At 71.9% G+C, this 13181-nt stretch carries 10 protein-coding genes; 3 read left to right on the forward strand and 7 right to left on the reverse strand.

The genetic code is table 11. The features are described from left to right. Together LUM46_RS01540 and LUM46_RS01545 are read right to left on the reverse strand one after the other, a co-directional pair. On the reverse strand, positions 1-1401 hold a 1401-nt coding region (locus tag LUM46_RS01540; RefSeq protein WP_274991821.1), incomplete at its 3' end, for a glycoside hydrolase family 6 protein. A gap of 210 nt (positions 1402-1611) precedes the next feature. Further along, the gene (locus LUM46_RS01545) at positions 1612-2724 is read right to left on the reverse strand and encodes a LacI family DNA-binding transcriptional regulator (protein ID WP_274991822.1); all 1113 of its coding nucleotides are present in this window, start codon (positions 2722-2724) and stop codon (positions 1612-1614) included. Positions 2725-2787: 63 nt separating this feature from the next. Here LUM46_RS01545 and LUM46_RS01550 point away from each other — a divergent pair, with 63 nt between their 5' ends. Next, positions 2788-5139, forward strand: coding sequence for a substrate-binding domain-containing protein (locus tag LUM46_RS01550; RefSeq protein WP_274991823.1), 2352 nt, complete (start codon positions 2788-2790; stop codon positions 5137-5139). Between the two features lie 54 nt (positions 5140-5193). On the opposite strand, the gene purD is transcribed toward LUM46_RS01550, so the two are convergent. From purD to LUM46_RS01565, 3 genes are all read right to left on the reverse strand, one after another. Next, positions 5194-6483, reverse strand: coding sequence for a phosphoribosylamine--glycine ligase (purD, locus tag LUM46_RS01555; RefSeq protein WP_274991824.1), 1290 nt, complete (start codon positions 6481-6483; stop codon positions 5194-5196). Between the two features lie 32 nt (positions 6484-6515). After that, complete coding sequence (locus LUM46_RS01560) at positions 6516-7808, reverse strand: adenylosuccinate synthase (protein WP_274991825.1); 1293 nt, start codon at positions 7806-7808, stop codon at positions 6516-6518. Positions 7809-7883: 75 nt separating this feature from the next. Continuing rightward, positions 7884-8327: a DUF3151 domain-containing protein gene (locus tag LUM46_RS01565; RefSeq protein WP_274991826.1), complete on the reverse strand. Its 444-nt coding sequence runs from the start codon at positions 8325-8327 to the stop codon at positions 7884-7886. 131 nt (positions 8328-8458) lie between these two features. Between LUM46_RS01565 and LUM46_RS01570 the strand changes: the two genes are divergently transcribed. After that, entirely contained in the window at positions 8459-8863 is a 405-nt protein-coding gene (locus LUM46_RS01570; RefSeq protein ID WP_274991827.1) for an STAS domain-containing protein, read from the forward strand. Between the two features lie 95 nt (positions 8864-8958). Here LUM46_RS01570 and LUM46_RS01575 read toward each other — a convergent pair whose 3' ends face one another. Beyond that, on the reverse strand, positions 8959-11121 hold the full coding sequence (locus tag LUM46_RS01575; protein WP_274992064.1) for a SpoIIE family protein phosphatase: 2163 nt from the start codon (positions 11119-11121) through the stop codon (positions 8959-8961). A 462-nt stretch (positions 11122-11583) separates the two neighbouring features. On the opposite strand from LUM46_RS01575, the gene LUM46_RS01580 reads away from it, so the two are divergent. After that, positions 11584-12051 (forward strand): STAS domain-containing protein, encoded by a 468-nt coding sequence (locus LUM46_RS01580; protein ID WP_310243018.1) that lies wholly within the window; start codon positions 11584-11586, stop codon positions 12049-12051. A gap of 90 nt (positions 12052-12141) precedes the next feature. Here the strand turns inward: LUM46_RS01580 and fbaA are convergent, their stop codons facing one another. Then, positions 12142-13161 (reverse strand): class II fructose-bisphosphate aldolase, encoded by a 1020-nt coding sequence (gene fbaA, locus LUM46_RS01585; RefSeq protein ID WP_274991828.1) that lies wholly within the window; start codon positions 13159-13161, stop codon positions 12142-12144. Between the last annotated feature and the right edge of the window lie 20 nt (positions 13162-13181).

A 13181-nucleotide genomic window follows, 5' to 3' on the forward strand; every position in this document is an offset into this window, starting at 1 on the left:
CGTCGGGTCCGTCGGGTCCGTCGGGTCCGTCGGGTCCGTCGGGTCGGTCGGGTCCGTCGGGTCCGTCGGGTTGATGGCCGGGTACGCGTTGGCGACCAGCATCTCGAACTGGGCCTGGAACCAGTGGCCCGACAGCGGCGCGCCCGCGAGCGCTCCCGTGTAGTTTCCGCCCAGCTCGCTGGACTGGTAGGTCGGGTCGCACATGCGGTCGAGGCGCTTGCCCTCGTCGTTCGGGATCTCGACCGACGAGCCGTCCGACTCCCCCGGGGGCTTGACCCACACGAAGGCGTCGAGGTGCGACTCGGGGTAGCCCGACGGCGTCACGGTCGGCCGCTCACCGATGCCGGCACCCGACGGGTTGCACCAGGCGCCGCGGTGGTTCCGGCGGTCCACCTTGGACTCGTTCACGTAGGTGTTGAGGTCGCTGGAGGTGCTGACCGCCGTCGGCCGTGCCGAGCCGCCCCAGCCGTTGCGCGACGTGTCGATCAGCATGCCGATGCTCGACGGCGCACCCTGGGCGACCATCAGGTCGTAGAGGTGTGCCGTCCAGTCGACCTCGTCGAAGTCCGGGTTCCACTCGAACCAGTTGGCCGACTTGACCTGGCCGCTGCCGACCTGGAGGTCGGGGTTGGGCAGGAACGGCTCCTCCAGCGGCGTGGTGTTCGCGGTGTTCGTGACGAACCCGGACACGGCGTCCCAGCCGTAGGTGCTGCCCTCGATGACGTTGGCGAACTCCTGCGCGGCACCGCTGGAGTTGTCGGGCCAGCCGAGCCAGCCCGAGTGGGCGGCGTCGATGTAGGAGTACACGTTGCCGACCTCGTACAGCTCCGTGATGGCGTACTGCACGCCCTCGCGGTAGTACGGCGCCGAGGTGACGCAGTCCGGGTCGGACTGGTTGGTCACGAGGTTCGGCAGCGAGTCCGGCTCGATGGTGGCGACGATCCGCAGGTTCTCGTACTCCGGCTGGTTCAGCAGCGCGGCGATCGGGTCGATGTACTCGGTCTTGTACCGCTGCATCCCCTCCGGGGTCGCCGGCAGCTCACCGTTGGACGCCAGGGCGTGGCAGTCACGGCCCGGCAGGTCGTAGATGACCACGTTGAACACCAGCGGCGCGCCGCCGGACTGGGCGACCGCCTGGTCGAGGTGCCATTCCAGGCCGTGCTGCCGCTCGGTGCCCTCGATGGCCGCGATGCGGTCCATCCAGACCGATGTCGGCTCGTCGGCGATGGCCCGCATGTCGGCGGCCACGCCGGGATCGCCGACCTGGTCGGCGGCCGCCTCGACCGACGCCGCCCAGTCCGGGTTGACGTACTGCCCGGCCCCGACGAACGGGTTGTCCTCGAGCGCGACGGCCGGCGCGCTCACGGCGACCAGCGCGGGAGCGGCGAGAAGTGCGCCCACTGCGGCCGCCGCCACAGTGCGTGACCGGCGAGGGGACGTGCCGCGTGAGCGGCGTTGTGCTGTAGACACGGTGACCTCCATTGGCCGTACCGAGCGCGTACCGCACCGGCTCCAGGCCGAGGGACGGCACACGCACCGCGGCGGCTCGTTCCGCCGTGGCATGACGCAACTTTGCCTACCGTTTGGCTTCGGCAGAACCGTCTTAAACGATTAGCCCCCGGCCGGAGGTGCGGTCGAACCACGCACGACGAGCCTGCCCACCGGCACGGTGCCCGACGGCGGGGCCTCGCCCTCCGTCGGGTCGACCCCCACGGCACGCCGGGACGCCGCGGTGCTGAGCGCCGCACGCAGGGCCCTGCCGGTCGCCCGGCCGAGCTCCTCGACGGGATAGGGCACCGCGGTGAGCGACGGCGTCGTCAGGTAGCACGCGGGCGAGTCCGTCCCCGCGACCACCGACAGGTCCCACGGAACGCCGAGGCCGAGCCGCCGGGCGACGTCGAGCACCAGGCCGGCCGTGGCGTCGTCGTCGGTCACGATCGCCGTGGGACGGTCGCTCGCCGAGAGCAGCGGGCGCAGCGCCGCCGCCGCCCGCTCGGGACCGTCACCCGCCACGGTGCGCAGCTCGATGCCGAAGGGGACGAGAGCCGCTGCCAGGGCGGCGGACCGGCGGACCGGTGCGACGTGATGCTCCGACCCGGCGACCATCGCGATCCGACGGTGCCCCAGCTCCGCGAGGAAGGCGCCCAGCTGCGCGAAGGCGTCGCCGTCGTCCAGCACCACGTGCTGCCACGTCGCGGGCGCGCCGTCGACCACGGCCCCGACCACCACCGCCGGTGCGGGGAGGGTGCGCAGCGCCGCGAGCCGCGCGTCGTCGACCCGGACGCCCGTGACGACGAAGGCCGCGTAGCGGCGCTCCGTCCACCAGCGGTCCATGAGCTGCGCCGCGCCGGCGGGCGACTCCGCGACGTGCACGGCGAGCGTGAGCGTGTCCGGGCCGAGCGTCTGCAGCGCCCCGGTCACGAGGTCGAGCGGGAACGCGGCGCGGGTGCCGAACGGCTGGTCGTGCACCACGACGAGGGCTGCCGCCGCCGGGCCGCTGCGCAACGAGCGGGCGGCGGTGGCGGGTCGCCAGCCCAGCTCGTCCGCCACCCGGAGCACCCGTTCACGGGTGGTCGCGGAGACCCCGCTGCGCCCGTTGAGCGTGTACGAGACGACCGCCGTGGACACGCCTGCGGCCCTGGCGACGTCAACAATCGTCGGTCGGCGCTGATGTGGCGGGCAATCTGACAGTTCGGGATCATTCGGTCGCGACGTTGGGACCATAACCACGTAGCATGCACCCTCGGGTGAATTTTGCACAGCGTCAACGAAGACGGGTGTATTCGCATGCTCATTGGAAAGCGCAGGTATGTGATCGGGGTGCTGTCCCCGGTGGTCGGCGGCTACTACTTCGGGCGGGTGCTCGCCGGGATCGCGCGCACCGTCCGACCGGACGGGCACCGCGTGGTCGCCGTCCAGACCTATCCGGCGGACCTGGAACGCGAGCAGTTCCCGGACCGTCCGCCGGGCACGGCGTCCGTCAGCCTCGGACAGGTCGACGGCGTCATCGTCATCACCTCGGCGGTGAACGAGGCGACACTGCTCCGGATCGAGGACGACGGCACGCCGATCGTGCTCATCAGCGGGCGCGCCACGGGCGTCGACGCCCCGGTCGTGACCCCGGACAACGAGGGCGGCACCCGCGCGGCCGTCGAACACCTCATCGCGCACGGGCACCGGGAGATCGGGTTCCTCGGCAGCCTCCGGCAGGCCGACATCGTCCAGCGCCACGAGGCGTACCTCGCCACGCTCCTCGCCCACGGCATCACGCCACGGCCCGAGTGGCTCTACCGCACCGCCGACAACCAGGAGGCGAGCGCGGCCACCGTCGCGCAGGCCCTCGTCGGCGGCCCGGGACTGCCCACGACGGCGACGGTCGCCGCGACGGACCGCAACGCGATCGGGTTCTCCCGCGCGCTGCGCGTCCAGGGGCTGTCCCTCCCGGGCGACCAGGCGATCGTCGGCTTCGACCACTCCGAGGCGGGCGCGCGCGTGCGGCCCCGGCTCGCGTCGGTGGACCCGCACCACGACCAGGTCGGGGAGCTCGCGGTCTCGCTGCTGCTCGCCCGGATCCGGGGCGAACGCGTGGCGGGCCAGCACCTGTCGCGCTCGACCCTCGTCACCCGCGAGTCGTGCGGCTGCCTCGACGCGCGGGCCGGGGCGCTCGTCGGGGGCCTGCCCGCACAGGAGGGGTCGACGGCCTGGCGACGGCTCGGCGAGGTCGCACGCGCGACGTTCGACGGGGCGGAGGCCCGCCTCGGGCTCGGCGCCGACCTCGACTCCTGGCTGCGGGGCGTGCAGCGCGTGTTCCGCAGCGCGGCAGCACTGGGTCAGCCGCCCACGCAGGCCACCCTCACCAGTCTCGCCGAGAGCACTCGTGCGCTGCGGCCGCACCCCGAGGCCCTCGAACAGCTCATCCCCGCGCTGCGGTCCGTCGAGGATGAGTTCCGCGAGCAGGTCAGACGGGGCCAGGTGCCGACCGTCCCCGCGGAGCGGCCGCACGCCGTCGGCGTGGCCGGGGCCACTGCCGGGGCCACGGGCCAGCCCGGGAGCGCCGGTCCGCCGGGCGTCGTCGCCGGCAGCGACCCCACGACGAAGGCTGCGCGCGCTCCCAGCCGCGCAGCCCGCGCCCGCGCGGTCACGCACACCGCCACGGACGTGCTCGTCGCCCTCAGCGCGGGATGCACACAGACCCTGCTCGCCCGGTCCGGCAGGCTCGAACGGACGATCACCGACCAGTACGAGCTCGACCTCGACCTCCTGCACGCCGACGGCCGGGCGATCCGGGCACTCACCTGGCTCCCGCGCGGCCACCCCGGCCCCGCCACGCTCGCCCTGTGGTCCGACGCCGAGAGTGCGCCGGTGCCCGGCACGGCGCCGGCGTCCGCCCGGATCAACGGCGCGCGGACGCTCGAGATCGTCGGCACCACGGCGGTGTCCCGCAAGGCGACGGCTCTGGTGGGCACCCACGTGCCGGTGAGCGAGTTCCCGCCCCCCGCGCTGGCCGGCGAGGGCGTCGTGTTCGTGGTGCCCGTGACGTTCGACCAGAGCGACTGGGGCATGCTCGCGATCGGCGGCGGCGTGGACATCCATGCCACGAGCTCCCGCGACAAGTACGACCACTGGGCGGCCATGGTCGCCGTCGCGCTCGACCGGGAGGACCGCCTCACGTCGCTGCAGCGGCAGCAGGCCGCGCTCGCGGAGGCCGCGAGCCGGGAGCGGGCGCTCGTGCTCGACCTGCGCACGGAGGTCGAGCGCAACGCCCTGGTCCAGGACGTGGCGCTGGAGGGCACGTGGGACTGGGACATCGCCACCGGCCAGGTCTTCTACTCCCGCACCTGGCGCGCCCTGGTCGGTCTGCCCGACGACGCCTCGTGCACCGGCATCGAGGAGTGGACCGGACGGGTGCACCCGCAGGACGTGCGGGCCGTCCAGACGGCCATCGCCCGGCAGCTCGCCGGGGCTGCCGAGCCGCTCGACCTGGAGCACCGGCTGATCGCCGCCGACGGTCGCGAGATGTGGGTCCGTTGCCGGGCCACCACGGTGACCGACGACGCCGGCGTCCGCGCGCGCATGATCGGCGTGCTCATGGACGTCACCGGCATGCCGGCCCGGGAACGCCGGGGGGTGGCGCGCTGAGCGCCGTCGGCGGGGCGAGGCCGTCGTGCTGGGGCGAGCGGCGCGGGCGCCGTCCTACGGGACGGTGACCTCGCCGCGCTCCGCCCGGAGCGCGATGTCCGTGCGGTGGTGCGAGCCCTTGAGGCCGATCTTCGCGACACCCTCGTAGGCCCGACGCCGGGCGTCCGCCAGGTCGGTGCCGAGCGCCACGACGGAGAGCACGCGCCCGCCCGCGCTGACCAGCTCGTCGGCGGTCGAGAGGCCCGTACCGGCGTGCAGCACGTGCACCCCGGGGAGCGACTCGGCGTCCTCGATGCCCGTGATCGGGTCACCGGACCGGGCCAGCTCGGGGTAGCCCTCGGACGCGACGACCACCGTCACCGAGGCCTCGGGACGCCAGCGCAGCGGCTCGAGCTCGGCGAGCCTCCCACGAGCCGCGGCGAGCATGACCTCCGACAGCGGAGTCATGAGCCGGGCCAGCACGGACTGGGTCTCCGGGTCGCCGAAGCGCGCGTTGAACTCGACCACCCGCGTGCCCCGGCTGGTGAGCGCGAGCCCGACGTACAGGACGCCGGAGAACGGCGTGCCGCGGCGTGCCATCTCGTCGATCGTGGGCTGGGCGACCCGGCTCACGACCTCGTCGACGAGGCCCGCCGGCGCCCAGCCCAGCGGGGTGTAGGCGCCCATGCCGCCCGTGTTGGGGCCCTCGTCGTCGTTCCCGACGCGCTTGAAGTCCTGCGCGGGGACCAGCGGGACCACCGTCACCCCGTCGCACACGCAGAACAGGGAGACCTCGGGACCGTCGAGGTACTCCTCGACCACGACGCGACCGTTCTCGTGGGACAGGCAGGCCTCGCCGTGCGCGAGCGCGGCCTCGCGGTCGTCGGTGACGACGACACCCTTGCCGGCCGCCAGCCCGTCGTCCTTGACCACGTACGGCGGGCCGAACGCGTCGAGCGCGGCGGCGACCTCCGTGGCGTCCGTGCACACGTGCGCCATGGCGGTCGGCACGCCCGCGGCGGCCATGACCTCCTTGGCGAACGACTTGGAGCCCTCGAGCCGGGCCGCCTCGCCGGACGGCCCGAACACGGGCACGCCCGCCGCGCGGACGGAGTCCGCCACGCCCGCGACCAGCGGCGCCTCGGGCCCGACGACGACCAGCTCGGCGCCCACCTCCTCGGCCAGCGCCGCGACCGCCGTCCCGTCCAGCGGGTCCACCGTGTGCCACGTCGCCAGCCCGGCGATACCCGGGTTCCCCGGCGCCGCGTGAAGCTCGTGGGCGGCGGCCCCGGACGCGGTCTCCCGGTGCAGGGAGTGGATGATGGCGTGCTCGCGGGCACCGGTCCCGATGACGAGGATCTTCACTGTGGCAGAGGGCTCTCTAGGTGGGTGCGGGCTCAGCGCGGGTGGATGAGGTCGTGGACGGGGATGATCTCGTCACGCTTCGGGCCGACGCCGATCGCGGAGATCCGGGTGCCGGACATCTCCTCGAGCGTCTTCACGTAGGCCTGGGCGTTCGGCGGCAGGTCCTCGAAGGCACGGGCCTTGGAGATGTCCTCCCACCAGCCGTCGAGCTCCTCGTAGATCGGCTTCGCGTGGTGGAACGCCGTCTGGTCGGTGGGCATCTCGTCGTAGCGGACGCCGTCGACGTCGTACGCGACGCAGACCGGCACCTTCTCCATGCCGGTGAGCACGTCGAGCTTGGTCAGCACGATGTCGGTGAGCCCGTTGATGCGGGTCGCGTAGCGGGCGATCACGGCGTCGTACCAGCCGGTGCGGCGCGCGCGGCCGGTGGTGACGCCGTACTCCCCGCCGGTCTTGCGCAGGAACTCGCCCTTGTCGTCGAACAGCTCGGTGGGGAACGGCCCCTCGCCGACGCGGGTCGTGTACGCCTTGATGACGCCGATCACCGAGTCGATCCGCGTGGGCCCGACACCGGACCCGGTCACCGCGCCGCCCGCCGTCGCGCTGGAGGACGTCACGAACGGGTAGGTGCCGTGGTCGATGTCGAGCATCGTCGCCTGGCCGGCCTCGAACAGGACGGTCTTGCCCGCCTGGATGGCCTTGTCCAGCTCGACGGCGGTGTCCGTGACCATGGGCCGGAGCCGGTCGGCGTACTGGAGCAGCTCGTCGAGCGTCTCGTCCACCGTGATGGCGCGCCGGTTGTAGACCTTCACGAGCAGGTGGTTCTTCTGGTCGAGCGAACCCTCGATCTTGGCGCGCAGGATCTTCTCGTCGAACAGGTCCCACATGCGGATGCCGACGCGGTTGATCTTGTCGGCGTACGACGGGCCGATGCCCCGTCCCGTGGTGCCGATACGGCGCTTGCCGAGGAACCGCTCGGTCACCTTGTCGATGGTGCGGTGGTACGGGGCGATGATGTGCGCGCTGCCCGAGACGAGCAGCCTGGACACGTCCACACCGCGCTCGATCAGGGCGTCGAGCTCCTGGAACAGGACCTCGATGTCGACGACCACGCCGTTGGCGATGACCGGCACCACGCCCGGCGACAGGATCCCGGACGGCAGGAGGTGCAGCGCGTACTTCTCGTCGTCGATGACGACCGTGTGCCCCGCGTTGTTCCCACCGTTGAACTTGACCACGTAATCGACGCGGGAGCCCAGGAGGTCCGTCGCCTTTCCCTTGCCCTCATCGCCCCACTGGGCCCCGACGAGCACGACGCCTGGCATGGATCTCCACCTTCTCGGATTGCTTGAGTTGCTCCGCGTGGTGCGCCCGATGGCGCCCGCGGGCCGCGCCCGAGTCTACTTCGTGGTGGACGCCAGGGCGCGTACCTCGTCCACCGACGTGCCGGAGTCCCCGAGGAACTTCGCGCAACGCTCCGCCTCATCCTCCTCGCCGATGAGGTGCGCCGCCTGCGAGAGCGCGAGGAGCGACCGGAGGAAGCCCTGGTTCGGCACGTGGTCGGCCGGGATCGGGCCCTGCCCGCGCCAGCCGGCGCGGCGCAGCGCGTCGAGCCCGCGGTGGTAGCCGGCGCGCGCGTAGGCGTAGGCCTCGACGTTGCCGGCGGCGGCGTCGGCCGCGAGCGCGCGCTCTGCGAGGACCGCCCACACGAGGGACGACGCCGGGGCCGACGCGACCACGGCGACCGGGTCGTCGCCGCTGGTCAGGCGCTCACGGGCGGCCGGGAAGTCGTCGGGAAGCAGAGTGGGGGCCGGACCCTGCAGCAGATTTTCGTGGGTGCTCATGCGCAAATTCTCACACTTGCGGGGCAGAGATGGACAAAGAGGATCGCACCGGATTGCCCTGGGCGGCCGCTCAGACGGTGAATTTTGCCTTTCATCCGGTGCGATCGGGCAACAGTCGTTACGCTCGACACATGATCGAGATCGCGACGTCTCCCACGACGACGACGCTCGTGATCGCCGGCGACCTCGACCTCGCCGAACGAGACCAGTTCCCGGAGATCGCAGCGCGCGTCGTCGGCCTGCGCCGACAGCTGCTCGTCATCGACATGTGCCGGGTCACGTTCATGGACTCCACCGGCGCCGCGTTCCTCATCTCGCTGGCCGACGCCGGCCGTAAGCGGGGCGGCGCGACCGTGATCCGCGGCGCCGACGAGCGCGACCTGTTCGTGCTCGAGGTGTGCGGCGCGATGGAGCTCTTCCGCGTCGACGACGAGCACTCGTGCGAGCCCTCCGCCCCTGACTCGGGTTTTGCGGTCATGACACCGCGGGATGACGACACCTCGCCGTTATCGCACCGCGACGTGTCCACCGCGTAAAACGTTATCCACGCCTCTGCCGAGGGAGTCATCTGGCGAGGTAGTCACTCAGTTCACGCTGGGTGACTACCTCGCTACATGACTACCTCGGCGGGCTACTTCGGCGGGGTGGGCTGGCGGCGGAGCTTCGCCCAGACCAGCTTGCCGGAGCCGGACGGGCGCCAGCCCCACTCGGCCAGCCGGTCCACGATCTGCATGCCGAACCCGCCCAGGCGGTTCGGGTGCCCGTCGGTGGCGACCGGCGGTGCCGGGTTGTTGTCCTCGACCTCGATGCGCAGGCCGTCGCCCGTGTCGTACAGGCGCAGCGCGATGTGGCCCCAGCCGTGCAGCACACCGTTCGCCACCAGCTCGGAGACCACGAGCTCCGCCTGCGCGGACTCCTCGATGCCCCACGCCTGGCAGGTGCGCAGCACGGCGTGGCGGGCCCGGCCGATCGAGGACGGCTCGCTCGGCAGCATCCAGCGCCGCCACCGCGGCGACAGGGCGGTCTCCCCGGCATCACCGGTCGGGTCGGGGATGCGGACGACGACGATCGCCACATCGTCCTCCGGCGCGTCGGCCAGCCGCGAGAGCAGTTCCTCGCCCACTCCGGCGGCGTCGCGCGCGGTGATGGCCGACGCCGTCTCCAGCAGCGCCTCGAGGCCCAGGCGCAGGGAGCGGTCGCGCCGCTCGATCAGGCCGTCCGTGTAGAACAGCAGCGTGTCGCCCGGCCGGAGGCGCGCCTCGCCCGTGGTCCGCTCCCGCGAGCCGAAGCCCACGAGCGCGCCACCGCCCTCGTCCAGCTTGATCACCTCGCCTGCGCGCAGCAGGAGGGGCGGGAGGTGCCCCGCACGGGAGTAGCCGATGGTCCAGACGTCCGGCTCCTCCTCGCGCTTCAGAGAGGCGTACACCATGCTTGCCGAGCGCGGGATGCCCATACCGGCCACGAGCTGGTCCACCCGCTCGAGCACGCGGCTCGGCGTCGACAGCTCGAAGGCGTACGAGCGCACCACCGACCGCAGCTGCCCCATGGTCGCGGCGGCCTCGACGTCGTGCCCGACCACGTCGCCGATGACCAGGCCGACGAGCTCCGGCGAGATCTGCAGGACGTCGTACCAGTCGCCGCCGACCTGCGCGTGCTCGGCGTTCGGCGCGTAGTAGGTCCACACGTCGAGCCCGGCGACGTCGGCCTGCTCGGGGAGCATGGCGCGCTGCAGGGTCTCGGCGAGGCGGTGCTCGCGGGCGTACATGCGCGCGTTGTCGATGGCGCTGCCCGCGCGGCGGGCCACCACCTCCACGACCGTGCGCAGCGTGTCGGGCTCGTCGGCCTCGACGTAGTCCCCTGGCTCGTCCTCGTCGGGGACGATCACGACCAGCCCGAGCACGTCCCGCCGTCCGGCGACGGGATGTACCACCACCGAGTCGGGCGCCTTGCCGAGATCGTCGGCCAGGCGCAGCGTGAGGTCACGCTGCAGCCAGCCCGACGCCGAGTGCGGCGCGTGCGGGATGTCGAGGTGCAGGGTGACGGGGCCGTCGAGCACGCCGTCGAGCACGTCCTGCACCGAGTCCACCACCTCGAGGATCGGCATGGGGCCCGTGGTGACCGAGTCGCCCAGCGCATCGGTCTGCGGCCTGCGGCGCGCGGTCTTGTCCGCGATGTTGTCGCCCTCGATGTACCGGGCATGGCGGCGCCCGCGCCCGCTCGGCGGTGCCGCGACGTCGACGCCCGCCGCGTGCTTGAGGCCGTCGTCGTTCACGTAGAAGCCCGCCCAGCGCACCATCGACTGGAGCAGCTCCGCGATGTCGCGCAGGGCGTACGGGTACTCGAGGTCGGTCAGGATCTCGGTCGTCTGGGCGATGAGGTCGAGGTCCTCGCGCTGCTGCCGCTCGACCTCGAGGCTCGCGAGCTGCGCGGCGTGCCGCTCCATGTGGTCGGAGACGTCCACGCTGAACCCGACCCAGTGGGTGATGCGGTCGCTGTGGCCCGCGCGGGCCGGGGTGAGCGTGAGCTGGGCCCAGCCGTGGGTACCTCCGCGCAGGTGCGACCGAACCGTCGCGTGCACCTCCTGGCCCGCGTTCACCAGCTCGGTCATGCGCTCGAGGTCCTGCGGCTCGACGAGCATCTCGCCGAGCCTGCGCACCGTGTACCCCGCGAAGTCGGTGAACCGCACGCCGGCGTAGTGCTCGAAGGCGCTGTTGGCCCAGAGCATCGGCATGCCGTCCTCCGTGGGCCCGGTGAGGAAGACGGGGATGCCTACGTTCACCGCGGCGCGCAGCATCACGTCGCCGATCGACGGCGGCAGGGTGCGCGGGATGCCGGTGCCCGACGTGTGCCGGCGCGCCTCGGCAGCGGGCGTCCGGTAGGCGCCGAGCGGCGCGTTCTTCGGCGGGATGCTGGGGGGCACGCTCGCGGCAGGGGTCACGGGCCGGCCGGCGTCGAAGCCGTTCCCGTTCGCCGTCCCGTTCGCCCTTCCGTTCGACGTCCCGTCGGCCCTGCCGTTCGACGCCTCGCCCTGGATCGGACCGAGGCCGAATACGGAGAGGCCGGGGTGCCGCGGCGGCGGAGAGGACGGTGGTAGACCGGATGAATCGGTCAAAATGCCCTCCCAACGGTATCTCTTGCTCGAGGTGCTGTTCCAGCAGGACATTCAACCGTAGATTGGGACGGTCCGAGATCTGAACCTCAACCTCTATCATCGGACCGACACAGCGGCACGACCACTGCTCCCGGAAGGAGAACCGTGCAGGACGGAACTTACGACCCCCCGCGCGGTCCGCAGGGCGGGAGCCCCCAGGACCCCGGCCATCAGACCCCCGAGATCGGCGATCCCGCGAGCATCCACGTCATCGTGGGTCGCTCACGTGCTCGGATCGTGCTCTCCGGGGAGATCGACGCCGACATCGGCGGTGATCTGCACGAGGCCACGGCCGCGGCCGAGGAGTCACGTCTCCCGGTCGAGATCGACGCGCACCATGTGACCTTCATGGACTCGTCGGGCGTCGCGTTCCTCGCGCGCCTCGCGAGCCGCAGCCCGCACCGAGTACGCGTGCTGCGCGCACCGCCGACGGTGCGCTTCCTGCTGGAGGTGACCCGGATCGGTGACCTCCTCGACATCGTGGACGAGGACCCGGGCTTCGAGCTGGACGACGACGGCCCGTCCGGCCCGCCGTCGGGCGGCGCTCCGACCCCTGCGGGTGTGGGCGGCTGACGCCTTCCGTGATGATCGGTAAAAGGTCAGGTGATCGGTAGTTAGAACTACCGATCACCTGACCTTTTACCGATCATCCAAGCGGTCGGGTCACATCTTGTGACCGGCCGAGCGGAGCTGCTGGCAGGCCTCGACGATGCGGGCGGCCATGCCGGCCTCCGCCGTCTTGCCCCAGGCGCGCGGGTCGTAGGCCTTCTTGTTGCCGACCTCGCCGTCGATCTTCAGGACGCCGTCGTAGTTCTTGAACATGTGCTCGACGACGGGGCGCGTGAACGCGTACTGCGTGTCCGTGTCGATGTTCATCTTGATGACGCCGTTGTCGACGGCCGCGGAGATCTCCTCCGCCGTCGAGCCCGAACCACCGTGGAACACCAGGTCGAACGGCATCTCCTTGCCGATCTCGGCGCCGACGGCCTTCTGGATGTCGAGCAGGATCTCCGGACGCAGCTTCACCGAGCCCGGCTTGTACACGCCGTGCACGTTGCCGAAGGTGAGGGCGGTCAGGTAGCGGCCGCGCTCGCCGGCACCGAGCGCCTTGACCGTGGCCAGGCCGTCCTCGACGGTCGTGTACAGCTTGTCGTTGATCTCGGCCATGTGGCCGTCCTCCTCGCCACCGACGACGCCGATCTCGATCTCGAGGATCGTGCGCGCCGCCTGCGACAGCTCGAGCAGCTCGGCCGCGATCACGAGGTTCTCCTCGATCGGCACGGTGGAGCCGTCGAACATGTGCGACTGGAACGTCGGCAGGCCGCCGTTCTTGACCTGCTCCGCCTCGATCGCGAGCAGCGGCTTGACCCAGGAGTCGAGCTTGTCGGCCGTGCAGTGGTCCGTGTGGATGGCGATGTTGACGCCGTAGCCCTTGGCGACCTCGGTGGCGTAGGCCGCCAGCGCGAGGGAACCCGAGACCCGGTCCTTCACCGTCGAGCCGGACGCGTACTCGGCGCCGCCCACGGAGACCTGGATGATGCCGTCGGACTCCGCCTCGGCAAAGCCCTGAAGTGCGGCAGTGACGGTCTGCGACGAGGTGATGTTGACCGCGGGGTAGGCGAACTTGCCGGCCTTCGCCCGGTCGATCATCTCGGCGTAGACCTCAGGGGTTGCGATGGGCATCTGCGAAACTCCAAACGACT

It is taken from the genome of Promicromonospora iranensis (assembly GCF_028994805.1).
Lineage (GTDB): Bacteria > Actinomycetota > Actinomycetes > Actinomycetales > Cellulomonadaceae > Promicromonospora > Promicromonospora iranensis.

Excerpts from the sequence above, each read along its gene's own strand:
- LUM46_RS01565 (WP_274991826.1), bottom strand. The coding sequence starts at position 8,327 with ATGAGCACCCACGAAAATCTGCTGCAGGGTCCGGCCCCCACTCTGCTT.
- LUM46_RS01570 (WP_274991827.1), top strand. The coding sequence starts at position 8,459 with ATGATCGAGATCGCGACGTCTCCCACGACGACGACGCTCGTGATCGCC.
- fbaA (WP_274991828.1), bottom strand. The coding sequence starts at position 13,161 with ATGCCCATCGCAACCCCTGAGGTCTACGCCGAGATGATCGACCGGGCG.
- LUM46_RS01550 (WP_274991823.1), top strand. The coding sequence starts at position 2,788 with ATGCTCATTGGAAAGCGCAGGTATGTGATCGGGGTGCTGTCCCCGGTG.
- LUM46_RS01545 (WP_274991822.1), bottom strand. The coding sequence starts at position 2,724 with ATGGTCCCAACGTCGCGACCGAATGATCCCGAACTGTCAGATTGCCCG.
- LUM46_RS01575 (WP_274992064.1), bottom strand. The coding sequence starts at position 11,121 with ATGCTGCGCGCCGCGGTGAACGTAGGCATCCCCGTCTTCCTCACCGGG.
- LUM46_RS01560 (WP_274991825.1), bottom strand. The coding sequence starts at position 7,808 with ATGCCAGGCGTCGTGCTCGTCGGGGCCCAGTGGGGCGATGAGGGCAAG.